This is a genomic window from Nibribacter ruber, from assembly GCF_009913235.1.
Taxonomy (GTDB): domain Bacteria; phylum Bacteroidota; class Bacteroidia; order Cytophagales; family Hymenobacteraceae; genus Nibribacter; species Nibribacter ruber.
Genome location: NZ_CP047897.1, coordinates 1,891,491 through 1,906,373, shown reverse-complemented (window position 1 = coordinate 1,906,373; position 14,883 = coordinate 1,891,491). Strand labels below are relative to the sequence as shown.

Annotated in this window: 10 protein-coding genes; 3 read left to right on the top strand and 7 right to left on the bottom strand. The window is 50.5% G+C overall.

The features are described from left to right. Positions 1-22: 22 nt before the first annotated feature. Genes GU926_RS08060 through GU926_RS08050 form a run of 3 tightly spaced genes read right to left on the bottom strand, consistent with a single transcriptional unit; the run spans position 23 to position 6,128 of the window. On the bottom strand, positions 23-1,441 hold the full coding sequence (locus tag GU926_RS08060; protein WP_160690742.1) for a PKD domain-containing protein: 1,419 nt from the start codon (positions 1,439-1,441) through the stop codon (positions 23-25). A 24-nt stretch (positions 1,442-1,465) separates the two neighbouring features. Then, positions 1,466-3,037: a RagB/SusD family nutrient uptake outer membrane protein gene (locus GU926_RS08055; protein WP_160690740.1), complete on the bottom strand. Its 1,572-nt coding sequence runs from the start codon at positions 3,035-3,037 to the stop codon at positions 1,466-1,468. A gap of 10 nt (positions 3,038-3,047) precedes the next feature. Beyond that, complete coding sequence (locus tag GU926_RS08050; protein ID WP_160690738.1) at positions 3,048-6,128, bottom strand: SusC/RagA family TonB-linked outer membrane protein; 3,081 nt, start codon at positions 6,126-6,128, stop codon at positions 3,048-3,050. Positions 6,129-6,412: 284 nt separating this feature from the next. Between GU926_RS08050 and GU926_RS08045 the strand changes: the two genes are divergently transcribed. After that, positions 6,413-9,277, top strand: a complete 2,865-nt coding sequence (locus GU926_RS08045) for a ligand-binding sensor domain-containing protein (protein ID WP_160690736.1) — start codon at positions 6,413-6,415, stop codon at positions 9,275-9,277. Positions 9,278-9,655: 378 nt separating this feature from the next. Here the strand turns inward: GU926_RS08045 and namA are convergent, their stop codons facing one another. Next, positions 9,656-10,726 carry an NADPH dehydrogenase NamA gene (gene namA, locus GU926_RS08040; RefSeq protein ID WP_160690734.1) on the bottom strand — a complete coding sequence of 357 codons (1,071 nt, stop codon included), beginning with the start codon at positions 10,724-10,726 and terminating at the stop codon, positions 9,656-9,658. A gap of 51 nt (positions 10,727-10,777) precedes the next feature. Between namA and GU926_RS08035 the strand changes: the two genes are divergently transcribed. Further along, the gene (locus GU926_RS08035) at positions 10,778-10,939 is read left to right on the top strand and encodes a hypothetical protein (protein ID WP_160690732.1); all 162 of its coding nucleotides are present in this window, start codon (positions 10,778-10,780) and stop codon (positions 10,937-10,939) included. On the opposite strand, the gene GU926_RS08030 is transcribed toward GU926_RS08035, so the two are convergent. From GU926_RS08030 to GU926_RS08020, 3 genes are all read right to left on the bottom strand, one after another. Beyond that, positions 10,932-11,396, bottom strand: a complete 465-nt coding sequence (locus GU926_RS08030; RefSeq protein ID WP_160690730.1) for a MaoC family dehydratase — start codon at positions 11,394-11,396, stop codon at positions 10,932-10,934. The genes GU926_RS08035 and GU926_RS08030 overlap by 8 nt on opposite strands. Before the next feature lie 181 nt (positions 11,397-11,577). Continuing rightward, positions 11,578-12,573 (bottom strand): OmpA family protein, encoded by a 996-nt coding sequence (locus GU926_RS08025; protein ID WP_160690728.1) that lies wholly within the window; start codon positions 12,571-12,573, stop codon positions 11,578-11,580. A 197-nt stretch (positions 12,574-12,770) separates the two neighbouring features. Continuing rightward, positions 12,771-13,481 (bottom strand): OmpA/MotB family protein, encoded by a 711-nt coding sequence (locus GU926_RS08020; protein WP_160690726.1) that lies wholly within the window; start codon positions 13,479-13,481, stop codon positions 12,771-12,773. A gap of 304 nt (positions 13,482-13,785) precedes the next feature. On the opposite strand from GU926_RS08020, the gene GU926_RS08015 reads away from it, so the two are divergent. Continuing rightward, positions 13,786-14,844 carry a class I fructose-bisphosphate aldolase gene (locus GU926_RS08015; protein ID WP_160690724.1) on the top strand — a complete coding sequence of 353 codons (1,059 nt, stop codon included), beginning with the start codon at positions 13,786-13,788 and terminating at the stop codon, positions 14,842-14,844. Positions 14,845-14,883 lie beyond the last annotated feature (39 nt).

Genomic DNA, 14,883 nt, shown 5'->3' with positions numbered 1-14,883 from the left:
GGCCTACAGAGTCAAAAGGTAGTTAAGGCATCAACCGGAAATCATCCAGGTAGAAGATGCCAGGGTTAAAGTGAGCCTCGCCGCCAAACTGAACCACAATCTTGTCAAAGTCTTTTCTAGACGCATGGGCGCTAAAATCAAACGTCAACTCCACCCACTGGTCCAACTGGGTTACCTGCTGGATCACTTCTGCCTGGGTAGTGTAAGCATTGCCGCCTAGTTCAGAGTTTTGCAATTTCACAGAAAGTTGCTTCTGCAGCGTTTTCACTGGAGACCAATCCTCGGCACCGCCCATGGTGGTATAGTCATTGTAGCTAGGCACAAACACCTTCACCTTGAACACGTGGCGCTTGGTCAGGTCCAGGTTGTGGGTGAACTGGATGTTGGCGTTTCCAAACTCATTGGCCTGGCCAGCTTGTCTCACGTAGCGGCCCACCTTGTCTGACGTGTTGGAAGGGAGCTGCGCGGGGTTGTCAAAGTTCTCATTGAAGCCAATGTTCTCAAACTTCCAGGTAAAGGTGCCCGGCGTGTCAAAATTATCGGCGATGTCTACGGCTTTATATTCCTTCACCGGTTTGGGTGGAGCATATCCTTTGCGCACCAGCTTTTGGTACCAGGCATGTTCTGCCACCGCGGCGCTGCCGCTGCGCAGGTACATCTCGTTCTCGGTTAAAGAAAGGATCTCATACTTAGAAACCCCGGTATAATAGCCAATGAAGCCGCCATTGGAGATGATCAGGAACTTCTTGTCGCCTTCTTCAGAGATGCTCCAGGTAAGGTTGGTAGGAGGGGTGTAGTTGACCGTTTGGTCAGCGCCTTTGGTACCTCCTATGCCAGGGGCGTTGTCACCATTCGCGAAGGTGTTGCCATTGTTTTTGTAGGTATAAGACAAGGTGTTGCCCAACACGAAGGTCATTTCATCATCATAATACCCTTCGCTGGCTTTTTCATTGGGCGCAGCCGTGTACCATTCTGGCGTAGTGCCTCCAATTGGCCCAATGCCCAGGTGGCCTGGGGAGTTTTTATCAATCACCCACGTCTTGCCTTCTAACTGGTTGGCGCCGCCCGTTAAGAAGTTATAATCCTCACGGTTTAGCATGCTGGGGTTGGTATTGGCAATGGTCACGGTTTTAGAGCCAGTGGCAGAACCGCCCGATGTGTAGATGGTCAGTTTTACCGTGTAGTTGCCTTTTACTGGGTAGCCATGTGACACTTTGGTACCTTCAGCGGTAGCCCCATCTCCAAAGTCCCACACAGACTTAAAGCCCGGTGAGGTAGACTCAAAGTTGATGATGTTGGCGTTGGTGGTGGTAGGTGTGGTGGTAAAGGAAACCATTTCAGCAGAGGGGGCCTCCGCTAGTTCTGGGTCATCTACCTCGCAGCCGCTCCAGACAAAGGTCATGAGCAACAGGGTGGCCAAATAGGCTGTATATCTTTTCATTTTTTCTGTCTTTAAATAGATGTATTAATATCCTGCGTTTGGCTTAAGTGTACCGCCAGAAAGGTCAATCTCACTCTGTGGAATTGGGAAGAAGCCTTTTCTAGCCGCGTTGTAGGTGATGACAAAATCACTGTTGTCTCCCACGTACATAGGGCCTATCTGCGTGGTAGGAATTTCCTGAGCGGCTGTGTTCCAGCGCAGCAAGTCCCAATAGCGATGGCCTTCCAGCGCTAATTCCAGTCGTCTCTCTTTCTTGATGTTGTCCAGAGTGGCAGGAACCGGTGTCAGACCTACGCGGGCTCTTACCTCTGTTAAATAGGTCTCTGCGTTGCCTCCGTTGGTCAAAGCCAGTTCTGCGGCCATCAAGAGCACATCTGCGTATCTGATGGCGCGGTAGTTGTTGCCCCAATTCAATTCTGGTTGTCCGGCGGCCGGAGCATATTCTTTAGAGGTAGAATACTTCTGACTGAAATACCCGGTGTGCTGGTAGCCAATGTTCAAGTTGGCTTTGCCGCCAGCCAATTCGGTTTCTACCAAAATGGTGGCATCGCGTCTCGGGTCATTGGCGCCAAAGGCATCAAACAGCTCCTGGGTGGGAGTGGCAGCGCTCCAGCCGGCTACATAATTCTCAGAGGCGGGGTTCTTGATGCGCGGTCCCTGCATCTGAGGTTGCATGTTGCCCTCACCACCGTGAATGTAGCCCCAGTCCCACCAAGGGTTTTCATCTGAGTAGGAAATCTCCCAGACGGACTCTATCCCAAACTCGCTGGCTCTTTTAAAGATGTCACCATAGTTGGCCATCAAGTCATGGCCGCTGTTATTGATGATATCCTGTAAATGCGTTAACGCTCTTGCTCCATTGACAGTGGTGGAACCGGCTTGCAGTTCCTGACCGTACACGCCTTTGTAGAACAAGTACGTTCTGGCTAGCAACGCTTTTGCGGCCCATTTGGTGGCCCTGCCTTTGCTGCTTGTCAAGGTAGTGGCAGGCAGGTCTACAATGGCTTCTTCCAGGTCCTTGGCAATCTGGTCATACACCGCTTTAGGTGTGGCCTGAGGTTGGTTGTACTCACTAGGTGACAAAGACTTGAGCACCAGCGGAACGTTCTCAAAGAAGCGCACAAGGTCCAGGTAAAAATGAGCGCGTAGGAACTTGGCCTCAGCAATGGTTACTTTCTTAAAGTTCTCAGAGGCATCTACCCCTTCAATCTTTTCTAGTAGGGTATTGGCTCTGGAAATACCAAAGTAGTGCTTCTTATAAAGGCCCTGTACCTCTGGATTGTTAGGTAGAATTTTGTGAAAGTCCATTTCCTGAATATTCACAATGTCTGTGCGGTTTCCTCCACCTGCGTAGGCATCATCTGAAGCCACATCCAGGAGCATGGGGGTAGGGTGAAAGCCCTTCACCGTGTTCCACTGAAGGACGTCATAAATTCCAACAAGGGCTTCAGTGGCATCTGCTTCTGTCTTATAGAAGTTGTCAGTGGTGCGTTGGTCAATGGGCGTCAGGTCCAGGAAGCTGTCACAGCTGGCCGAGCCAAACGCTAGCAGACCCAGAACTAAATATTTTGAAGTGTTTTTACGAATAGTCTTCATGGGTTCAGTCTTAGAAAGTGGCATTAAAACCTAATCTGAATGTTTTGGCCTGCGGATACACGCCTCTGTCAATTCCTATGTCAATGGCGCCACGGGCACCAATTTCAGGGTCAAAACCAGAATAGTCTGTGAGCGTGATCAAATTGTCTGCTGACACATACACGCGCAGTTTCTGCATGTGTATCTTGGTTAAAAGCGTCCCTGGCAGGTTGTAGCCTAATTGTAAAGTCTTCAAGCGCACGAAGTCCCCGTCCTCTATATACAAGTCAGAGATGTTCTTATAGTTGCCGTTCGTGTCATTAAAGGTGAATCTTGGGAACTCATTGGTGCTGTTTTCACCGGTCCAGCGGTTAAGCGCTCTTGACTGAGTATTGGAGTACACCAAGTCATAGCGGCGGGTGCCGTTAAAGATTTTATGACCAAAGGCTCCGTAGAAGAAGGCACTGATGTCAAAATTCTTGAAATCAAAACCCATGTTAAAGCCAGTGGTGAACTTAGGGGTAGGATTGCCCAAATATGTACGGTCATTAGTGTCAAACTTGCCGTCCTTGTTCACATCCACAAAGATCACATCGCCAGGTACTGCGTCTGGTTGCAATTCTTGTGCGTCTACCTGCGTTTGGTTCTGGAAGATGCCGGCGGTCTTGTACCCATAGAAGGCACCTACCGGTAAGCCAACTGCTGTCCTGTTAGCAGGACCATAGGTTGAGATGTTTACTTGCCCTAACAACCCTTCTGGATTGCTGATTTCGGTAACCTCATTCTTGTTGTAGGTACCGTTTAGGGAGAAGTTATAGCCAAGCCCACCCACATTACCTTGGTAGCCAAGCGCCATCTCTACTCCTTGGTTTTTTACATTCCCACCATTGATTGGACCCGGATTCTCTCCTGGGGTAGCTGGAATGGGAGCAATGACTAAAAGCCCTTTAGTAGTTTTGATATAATAGTCTGTGGTAAAGGTTAATGCGTTGTTGAAGAAGTTTAGGTCTAAACCAATATTGGTTTGCTCAGAGGCTTCCCAACCTAGCTCTGTGTTGGCTATGGCCACAGCCCCAGCACCGCTGGTATAGCCTTTGGCACCTGGATTATAGAAAGTGTAACCTCTGCCTACACCAATCTGCGCCGCCCAAGGGTAAGGGCCTCCAATTTGTTCATTCCCATTTTGTCCCCAAGAAGCACGAAGTTTAGCAAGAGAAATGGTGTTGGTCTCTGGAAAGAAAGATTCATCTGACAGTACCCAGCCCGCTGAGAACGAAGGGAAAGTGGCAAATCTATTGTCTCTACCAAATCTGGAAGAGCCATCTCTTCTAACCGTGGCAGATAAAAGGTATTTCCCCTTGTAGTTGTAATTGGCTCTTCCAAAGAAAGAGAGGATAGCATGCTCATAGGCACCACCTTGTGCTACGGCCGTACCCGCATTTACCGCCAGGTTGAGATAAGCCATGGTAGGATCACTGGTAACTAACCCAGTGTTTGAGCCAAACAAACCTTCTCCACGGTCCTTCAAGGCAGATGTACCAACTGTTACTTCTAGGTTATGCTCTCCAAAGCCTTTTTTGTAGGTAGCATAGTTTTCAGCCTGCCATGTGTAGTACCTGTCCGTGCTTCTGGATACTAGTGAATTAGGGTTGTACTGAGCTGCATTCAAATAGAAGATGGGATTGTAGTTGCTGCCTACCACAAAGGCCAGGTCAATGCCCAACGTAGAATGGAAGGTAAGACCGTCCAGCAGTTTTAATTCAGCCATGGCGTTACCTACAAATTTGTCTACGTTGGTAAGTCCGTTCATGACCTGCAGGCGGGCCAATGGGTTCACAATTTCTTGTGAGGCATAAGGAGAAATGGCAAACACGTTTCCGTTTCCGTCTCTTACCACCGGGTTTAAGGTGTACTGACTCTGTGCCAACTTGGCCGGATCGGTTTCAAACACAGGCGTGAGCGGGTCCATATTGATGGCATTGCTCAGAATACCGCCAAACTCCTGGTTGGCATCAAAAGACCGTCTCTTAATGTGGGTGTATGCCAGATTAGTACCAATTTTCAGGAAGCTCTTTACCTGGTTGTCTGCGTTAATTCTAGCAGTGTAGCGCTGGAAGTTGGACTTGTCACCGCCCACAATGCCGTCTTGGTCAAAATAAGAGAAAGCCGCTGAGTAGCCAGACTTCTCGCTACCGCCATTGATGGTTAATTGGTGGTTTTGGATGGGAGCGTTTTTTTCGAAGATGGCGTCCTGCCAGTCTGTGCCTTCACCGTACTGGCTTGGGTCTGTGAAAGGAGGCGTAAGGCCTGCGTTAGCGGCACCTTCATTCATCAAAGTAGCGTATTCACGCCCGTTCAACAGCTCTAATCTCCTCCAAGGGTTCTGAACGCCGTAATAGCCGTCATAAGAAACCGTCATCTTGCCGTCTCTCTTGCCTTGCTTGGTGGTGATGATCACCACCCCGTTTCCGCCTCTGGCTCCATAGATGGCTGCCGAAGCCGCATCCTTTAAAATGTCTATTTTCTCAATATCACCGGGGTTCAAATAGTCAATGCCACCCACCGGGAATCCATCTACTATATAGATGGGGTTAGAATTACCCGTTGAACCAATCCCCCTTATTCTGATGGTTGGTGCATCGCCGGGCTGACCAGAAATGTTGGTGGCCTGCACACCGGCTACGCGACCTTGTAGGGCCTGCTCTATTCTGGTTACAGGGGTTTGAGTGATTTCTTCCGTAGAAACAGAGGAGATAGCCGTTGACACTTCTCTTCGTAACTGAGTGCCATACCCTACCACCACTACTTCTTGCAAGGCTCTGGCGTCTTCCTGTAAGCCCATGTTGATAGTAGTTCTTCCATTGATGGCTTCTTCTTTGGAGACAAATCCTATGTAAGAGAAGACTAAGGTGCCGCCTGTGCCAGGTGCTTGAATCTGATAGCGTCCCTCTGCATCGGTAGAGGTGCCGTTGGTAGTGCCTTTGATCACCACACTTACTCCAGGCAATGGCTCACCGCCCGCCGCAGAGGTGACGCGTCCAGTGATAGTGGTCTGCGCAAAGGCAATCCCACACAAATGGAATAAGAGGAAAAAAAGTAGATTTTTCTTCATGTGTTAGATTAGGTTAGGTGGTAGCGTTAAGCATGCCTAAAAGTAGCTGAGTAGGACCCTCTTACCTAAATTTTGACTACATCAATACTACATCAAAGGCTCTCAAGCACTACATCAGTACTACTACAACCTTAGGTAAAACCTCATTAGAGTGGTGTAAATGCGTTTTTGGTAAAAAAGAATTAGTAAAATGTGTTTTTGTTAATTACATCACGCAGTATTGATAGCCTGCTATCAGATTTGTATATTTGAACATGGGCTTCCAACCACTTTGTAGGGCTTTTTTGCTGCTTTGTTTCTTGTGCCTGACTACAACAGTCCAGGCGCAGGATTACTTCTTTGGCAATCCGGTCATCCGTAACTTCAAGCCAGAAGAATTCAAAGGCGGTATCCAGAGCTGGGGCATTGTGCAAGATGACAGAGAGCTGCTGTACGTGGCCAATAACTTCGGGCTACTGGAGTTTGACGGAGCCACCTGGAACATCTACTCCGTCAAGTCCGGCACCAAGGTTCGCTCCGTATTTGTGGGCAAACAGGGGCGGGTGTACGTGGGCAGCCAAGGCGATTTTGGATACTTTGAACCTGACCAGGCCGGCATCCTTACCTACAAATCTTTAGCAGACAGCCTACCCACCAAAGACCGGAACTTGGATGAGGTGTGGCGCATCTATGAGCAGTCTGGCCGCATCTATTTCTTTACGTTCAAGAACATCTACCAATACACCCCTGGCCAGAAGGTACAGGTGATCAGAACCAAGGGGCCTTTGGAATTCAGCTTCCAGGCAAACAAGAACCTGTACATCCTGGCCTGGAACCAAGGTCTTTCCCTGCTGGAGAACAACCAGCTCCAGTTGTTGCCTGGTGGGGAGTTCTTCGCGCAAAAGCAGATAGCCTCTGTATTGCCCTATGACAAAAACCGACTCTTGATTGTCACCATCAAAGAGGGATTATACCTTTATGACGGGCAACAAGTGGCCCCGTTTCTGTTACAAGAAACAACTGCCTGCCAAGAACTGGTCATCAACCAGGCTGTCCTTTTAAAAGATGGTAATTTTGCCTTGGGTACCCAGAACAAGGGACTGGTGGTCATTGACAACCAAGGGAAGTTGGTCTTGCACACCGCCGTGCAGGACGGCCTTTTAGACAATACCATTCACACCCTCTACCAAGACACCCAGGACAACCTCTGGTTAGGCTTGAACAACGGTCTGGCTATGGTAGAACTAAGCTCTCCTTTTAGTAAGCTGGACGGTACGCTGGGGTTGGCCGGCACGGGCTATGCAGCCATGCAAAAGGACAACTCTCTGTATGTGGGTACCAACAGCGGCTTGTATGTGACCAACCTCACCTCTGGCAAGAAACGATTTACGCTGGTGCCCCAGAGCACGGGGCAGGTGTATCACCTGGACCATATTGGTGGGCAGTTGCTCATGGCGCACCACAACGGACCCTTCTTAATCAAAGACAACAAAGCCCAACTTATTTATCCTTTAGGCGGTGCCTGGGAGTTTGTGCAGGTGCCCAACCAGCCTAACAGGTTGGTGTCTGGCTCTTACTATGGCATTAGTCTACTTTCTTCAACACCTGAAGGGCTAAAATTTCTGCAGAAATTCAAAGGCCTGGATGAGTCTTCCAGGGTGTTGGAGTTTGACCGGGACGGCGACCTCTGGATGGCCCACGGCTATAAGGGCATCTTCAGGGTCACGTTTGATGCCGCCTATGAGCGAATCATTAAAGTACAGTTCTACAATTCCAAAAATGGGTTTCCTTCTGACCAGCTCATCAACATGGAGAAGATCAACAATGAATTGATCTTCCCGGCCCTGAGCGGCGTCTACAAATTCAACAAGGCTACCAATCGCTTTGTGCTGGACAAGTTCTATTCTTCTTTGTTTGCGCCAGATGAGCACGTAGTGGAGATGGAAGAAGACATACAGGGCAACATTTACTTCATCTCCAACCAGCGGGTGGGCAAGATTTCCCTGGATAAGTTTGGTAAGCCCACCATGGAAGACAAGCTTTTCAAAAACATTCAGGACCAGCTCAATGATGACCTCAGCTACATTCAAATACTGGATTTGAACAATGTGTTGTTTGGGGCCAAGGACGGCTTTATCCATTACAATGCGGCAAAACCTAAACGCATGGCGCCTTTTCAGACGCGCCTGGCCCAGGTGTTTAGCATAGCTAGTGAGAAAGACTCTCTCTTGTACACAGGACGGCTACTGGACCGCGCCCAGGACACTGACTGGAAATATGCGTTTAACTCTCTGCGGTTTGTGTACGCATCTTCCTTTTATGAGCAGCCAGAAAAGACCCAGTACCAATATTACCTGGAGGGGTTTGACGGCGGATGGTCTACCTGGACCAACAAAACGGAGAAGGAGTATACCAACCTGCCAGAGGGAACTTACATTTTCAGGGTGCGGGCCAGAAACATCTTCGGGACGCTGAGCGAGGCGAAACCGTTTGAGTTTGTCATTCATCCGCCGTTTTATAGGAGTAGCTGGGCTTTTCTGTTCTATGCCTTGCTGGGTGGCCTGCTGGTGGGGGCCGTGGCCATGCAGGTAGACCGCAGGTTTAAGAAAGAGAAGCGCCGCCTCATCCTGGACAAAGAACGAAAGCTGGGGCAGAAGGAAATTGAGATACGCGAGATCACCAACCAAAGCGAACAGGAGATAGACCGCCTGCGGGATGAAAAGCTCCAGGCCGAGATTGATCACAAAAACCGCGAGCTTACCTATTCCACCATTCACCTCATCAACAAGAACGAGCTGCTCACCGCCGTGAAGGCAGAACTGCAGAACATCATCAAGAACGGAGGAAGGGCGGCCCAGGCCGATGAGCTCAACCGCATCATCAAGAACATTGACCACAACATCACCAGCGAGGTAGACTGGAAGCAGTTTGAGCTCCACTTCAACCACGTGCACGGGGATTTTATACACCGTCTGCAGGAACGTTTCCCTTGTCTCACGCCCCAGGAAATCAAGCTGAGCACCTACCTTCGCCTGAACCTCACCACCAAAGACATAGCCCAGCTCCTCAACATCTCTGTGCGCGGCGTAGAAATTAGCCGTTACCGCCTGCGCAAAAGGCTGGAACTAGACCGCAGCGAGAACCTCACCGACTTCATGCTCAAGTTTTAAGGTAGATTCAAGAAATGAGACAGAATCTAAGACTTGCGTTTGGAATTAAATATAATGAGAAAGCGGCCCAAAGGCCGCTTTCTTGGTTTTTGGCCTATTTTCCAGAAATTAGGCTAAAAACCAAGAAACATGCACGGCTTTCAAAGACTCACAACTGAAAGACATCCCTCCAAAAGACCTCTTAGCCTGCGGCAAGACCTGCAAGCGCCTGCGCCAAGGCCCGTTTTTTGCTTATTTTCCCCAAAACAGACCAAAAACGCATCAATAGAAAAGTCCCTGTCCACGGGGGGAGGGTTGGAATGGGGCTCCGTTTTTAGTCTATTTCCCAGAAATTAGGCTAAAAACGACACGCGAACTCCTAATAAAAGTAGGTGCAGCTTACCTAAACTTAGCCCGTTCATACTGCAGTGGCCAATCTATTTCCTGGCCAAGTTCATGGGCGGCTCTTAACGGGAAATGAGGGTCACGCAAAGACTGCCGCGCAATTAAAACCAGATCTGCCTGACCGCTGGAAACAATGTCTTCGGCTTCCTGGCTTGTGGTGATGATGCCTACGGCTCCGGTCATGATGCCGGCTTCTTTTTTGATTTGCTCGGCAAACGGCAATTGGTACAGCGGTCCCACCGGGATAGGGGCTTTGGGCACGTTGCCACCCGTGGAACAGTCAATCAAGTCTACGCCATGGTCTTTCAGGATTTTAGCCAGCGCAATGGAATCCTCTAGCGTCCAGCCGCCTTCGGTCCAGTCTGTGGCCGAGAGACGCACCAGCAAGGGGTAGTCTTCTGGCCAAACGGTGCGCACTGCCTGGGTCACTTCTAACAACAGCCTGGTTCTGTTCTCAAAAGAACCGCCGTACTGGTCAGTGCGCTGGTTGCTGATTGGTGACAGGAACTCGTGGAGGAGGTAGCCGTGGGCGCCATGCAATTCAATCACCTTGAACCCAGCGGCAAGGGCCCGTTGGGCGGCGGCTTTAAAATCTGCAATCACCTTGTCAATGCCGGCTTGGTCAAGTTGTTGGGGCGCTGGTTCACTCTCTAAAAACGGCACCGCGCTAGGGGCCACCGTTTGCCAACCGTTTTCGGCGTGAGCTGGAATGGCGGAAGCGCCTTTCCAGGGAGACTGGTGGCTGGCCTTGCGGCCGGCGTGGGCCAACTGAATGCCGGCTACAGCACCCTGGCTATGCAGAAAACTGGCAATACGCTGCAGGAACGGGATGTGCTCGTCTTTCCAGAGGCCCAGGTCGTCTGGGGTAATCCTTCCTTCCGGCGAGACAGCGGTGGCTTCCAGTATGATTAAGCCAGTGCCTCCCACGGCTCTGCTCCCCAGGTGCACCAAGTGCCAGTCATTGGCGAAGCCGTCCTCAGAAGAATACTGGCACATGGGAGAGATGGCAATGCGGTTTTTGAGCTGAACGCCTCGTAGGGTGAGCGGTGTGAAAAGTGAAGACATAGTTGGTTGGTTTATACCCTAAGCTTGTACCCTTGCAAAAAGCCTAAAGTTATGCTAGAAAACAAAACGCCAACCGGTGGGGCTGGCGTTTTGTTTATCCCAGATAAGTGGGACTATGCTTCTGTGTTCCGTTTTTGGGCTGTTTTCCAGAAAACAGCCCAAAAACGGGTTCCTTGTTTTGTGTCTTTCGCCTTGCTTTTGGGTCTTAATTAAAGTGATACAAAAACGTGATGACGCCCGTGAAGGCTGGTTTTTTGCTGTCTTCAATTTCCATGGTCACTTCCAGGCGGGCTTTGATGACGCCACGAAGGTTGACGGCAGAAAGTAGTTTCACGCGCAGGCGCACGGCACTGTCTACCAATACGGCTTGGTTAAAGCGCAGGCTTTCTATCTCATAGTTCACCTGCATCTTGAGGTTCTGGATCTCAATGATCTGGCCCCACAGGTAGGGCAGGAGAGAGACCGTTAGATACCCGTGTGCAATGGTGCTTTTAAAGGGAGACTCGGTTTGGGCGCGTTCGGCGTCCAGGTGAATCCACTGGTAGTCTAAAGTAGCCTCGGCAAAATTCTGAATCTGCTCCTGCGTGATGGTGTGGTAGGCAGAGACGCCTATTTCCTGGCCCTCGTACTGCTGCAGTTTCTCAAAGCTGTCAATGGTAAGTTTGCTCATGTTGGTAAGATTACTCCTTTGGTCAAAGGAGGGTGGTTTGGTATGTTTTGCGTGTGCCTGAACCTCTTGCAGGCTTTCATAAATTAGGAAGGTGAAACCTCGTTTTTGGGCTGTTTCCTGGAAAATAGCCCAAAAACGAGGTCTTCTCTTTATTCCTGCTCTCGGCCCGAAAGTAAGGAGATTAATTCACTTCCAGAATTTTGAAGAGCTCGTCTAGTTTTGGCGTGAGAATAATCTCGGTGCGGCGGTTCTTCTGGCGGGCTTCGGCGGTTTTGGCTGGGTCCAGGGGTACGTTCTCGGCGCGGCCAGACGGCGTGATTTTGGTGCCGGCCAAGCCAGCGCTGGTCAAGATGCGCGTGATTTCGGTGGCGCGTAGTACGCTCAGGTCCCAGTTGTCCTGCATGCCCACGGTGCCTTTTGAAACCGGTACGTCATCGGTGTGGCCTTCCACCACTACGTTCACGTCGTTCTGGTCTTTGAGGGCGTTGGCTAGCTTGCGCAGCGCGTCCTGGCCTTTGGCGTCTACCTTGGTTGAACCAGACTTGAACAACAGTTGCTCAGACAAAGACACGTACACCTTGCCGTTCTGCACATTCACCGTCAGGTCTTTGCTGTTGAAGCCTAAAAGGGCGTTGCTTACTTTGGTTTTAAGCGCGTTCACGGCTTTGTCCTTCTCAGAAAGAATGCGCTCCAGTTCATTCAGGCGTTCTTCTCTGGATTTAAGATCCGTAGAGAGCTGGTCTACCTGGGAGCGGTTTTTGGCCAGGGCCTCGTTCAGTTTTTTGAGTTCTTCTTCGCGGCGGCTCAGGTCTTTGGAGAGTTTGGAAGACTCCAGGGCGCTGTTGGCCATGAGCTTGTCATGGTTTTTCATGAGCTTGTCATAGCTGCTGCTCAGGTCTGCGTACAGAGACTGGGTCTTGCGCAGCACGTTGCCCAACTGAGTGGTATCTGAAGCCAATTGCTGCCGGTATTCTGTAAGTTCTGCCACTTGCTTGCTTAAGTCTGTGCGCTCTGTGGTGGCTTTGGCCAGGGAGGTTTCACAGTCTGCCTTCTCGCGCTCAAGGTTTACTTTCTGAGCCAACAGGGCGTTGTATTTCTTGGTGGTGGTGCAGGAGCCCAACAGGCACGTGCCTAGCAGGGCTACGCCGGCGTAGCGTAGTAGAGGTTTTTTAATCATGGCAAAGTACTAAAGGTAATAAAGGGTTAGGGCAGAACTACAAAGATAAAAACCTGAGCCGCGCGGCCAAGGCTATTTTCGTTTTTGGCTTGTTTTCTGGGAAACAGCCTAAAAAAAGAACAGCCCCGACCAAGGGCCGCGGCTGTTCTTTCGCTTAGGGGCCAGAGGCCTGCAAGCAGTGTAGAGGATCCTGGGCCTTAGTCGTTTTGCAAGAGGTTCAGGATTTTCTCAAAGTTGGGGGCCAGGATAATCTCTGTACGGCGGTTGCTTTGACGAGCCTCTGGGGTGCGGGTCATGGCCAACGGCGTGTACTGGCCACGGCCGGCTGGTACAATCATCTGCGGAGCCACGCCATTGTTGATCAAGAGACGCGTTACCTCGGTGGCACGCAGTACGCTCAGGTCCCAGTTGTCTTTGAAGGTCACGTTGGCCGGGTCCACTGCCACGTCATCGGTGTGGCCTTCTACTACAATTTCAGTGTCGCGCTGGCCTTTGATGGCGCTGGCCAGTTTGCCCAGGGCGTTCTGACCGTTGGCGTTGACCTTGGTGCTTCCGGTGGCAAACAACAGTTTCTCAGGCATGGTCACGTACACCTTGCCGTCGCGCACGTTCACGGTGAGGCCCTGCTCCTGGAAACCCTTTAAGGCTTCATTGACAGAGGCGCGCAGCTCATTGAGGATTCTTTCTTTTTGGGCAATCTGCTGTTGGTATTGGGCCAGCTTGGCGTCACGGTCGCGCACAGAGGCGTTGGCTTCTTCCAGACTACGCTGCGCAGCGGCTTTCTCTTGCTCCAAGGCGTTTTTACTGGCTTCCAGCTCTTTGTATTTCTTTGAAGAAACGCAAGAACCAAGAGAGGTGAGAGCTAATAAAACAGCTATCGAAGAGGCGGCGAAACGTGTTCTTTTCATAGGGATTGGGTTAGGTGAATGATGGTGGCAAACGAATAGGTACCTATACGCAAGAGGGTCTCTCTAGTCTGAGACCGTCTCCAAAGGTAACGCCTCTGGTAATTTCTACATTGCCTTGTACGGGTAAAATTATGTGAAGTAGAAGGGCAAGTCTCTTTCTATCAGGTAAATAACGTCTGATTAAAATTTAAGATTTTGTCTTTCAACGGGAGCCGACCAACTGCCGTATGTACTTTGGACTATCCTTAAACAATACCAGTTTGTATTTTATCTGGAGCTAAATTTTGTATATTCTTCTTCAGCCATGAGCATAGAAACCATTACCTCCTTGTTGGGCACCGACGCCGACGCTCTTCTCCAGTACCAGGCCACCGCCATCCCGAAGGAGATGCTCCATCTGCCCGGCCCAGATTTCATAGAACGCATCTTCGTGAACTCTAACCGTTCGCCGCAGGTATTGCGCAATCTGGGGCAGTTGTTCAACAACGGCCGTCTAGCCGGTACGGGTTATGTGTCTATTCTGCCAGTAGACCAGGGCATTGAGCATACCGCCGGGGCCTCGTTCGCGCCCAATCCTATGTATTTTGACCCGGAGAACATTCTTAGATTAGCCTTGGAGGGAGGGTGTAATGCGGTGGCTACTACGTTTGGCAATTTGGCCATGCTGAGCAGAAAATATGCCCACCGGATTCCGTTTATAGTTAAGATCAACCACAACGAGCTGCTCACCTACCCCAATAAGTATGATCAAATCATGTTCGGGTCTGTGGAGGAGGCATGGAACCTGGGAGCGGCCGCCGTGGGTGCTACCATTTATTTTGGGTCTGAGGAGTCTAGCCGGCAGATCATAGAAGTGGCCGAAGCCTTTGAGCAGGCCCACCAACTGGGCATGGCTACCATTCTCTGGTGCTACACCCGCAACAACGCCTTCAAGAAAGACGGCATAGACTATCACGTTTCCGCTGACTTGACCGGCCAAGCCAACCACTTGGGCGTGACAATCCAGGCAGACATCATCAAGCAGAAACTACCAGAGAACAACGGCGGGTTTACGGCCATCAACTTTGCCAAGAGCCATCCCAAAATGTACTCAGAACTCACCACAGACCACCCCATTGACTTAACGCGCTACCAGGTGGCCAACTGCTACATGGGCCGCGCGGGCCTCATCAACTCAGGAGGGGAGTCTAAGGGAGAATCTGATTTATCAGACGCCGTGCGCACGGCCATCATTAACAAGCGGGCCGGCGGCATGGGACTCATTTCGGGCAGAAAGTCCTTCCAGAAAGACATGAAAGAGGGCGTACGGCTGTTGAATGCCATTCAGGACGTGTACCTGGCACAGGAGATTACTGTTGCCTGACAGACCCAACTACAAATAGGAAGAGGTGGCGTGTATTCT

Coding starts and splice junctions, on each gene's coding strand:
- GU926_RS08055 (WP_160690740.1), bottom strand. CDS start 3,037: ATGAAGACTATTCGTAAAAACACTTCAAAATATTTAGTTCTGGGTCTG.
- GU926_RS08015 (WP_160690724.1), top strand. CDS start 13,786: ATGAGCATAGAAACCATTACCTCCTTGTTGGGCACCGACGCCGACGCT.
- GU926_RS08030 (WP_160690730.1), bottom strand. CDS start 11,396: ATGAGCAAACTTACCATTGACAGCTTTGAGAAACTGCAGCAGTACGAG.
- GU926_RS08020 (WP_160690726.1), bottom strand. CDS start 13,481: ATGAAAAGAACACGTTTCGCCGCCTCTTCGATAGCTGTTTTATTAGCT.
- GU926_RS08035 (WP_160690732.1), top strand. CDS start 10,778: ATGCTAGAAAACAAAACGCCAACCGGTGGGGCTGGCGTTTTGTTTATC.
- GU926_RS08060 (WP_160690742.1), bottom strand. CDS start 1,441: ATGAAAAGATATACAGCCTATTTGGCCACCCTGTTGCTCATGACCTTT.
- GU926_RS08025 (WP_160690728.1), bottom strand. CDS start 12,573: ATGATTAAAAAACCTCTACTACGCTACGCCGGCGTAGCCCTGCTAGGC.
- GU926_RS08050 (WP_160690738.1), bottom strand. CDS start 6,128: ATGAAGAAAAATCTACTTTTTTTCCTCTTATTCCATTTGTGTGGGATT.
- namA (WP_160690734.1), bottom strand. CDS start 10,726: ATGTCTTCACTTTTCACACCGCTCACCCTACGAGGCGTTCAGCTCAAA.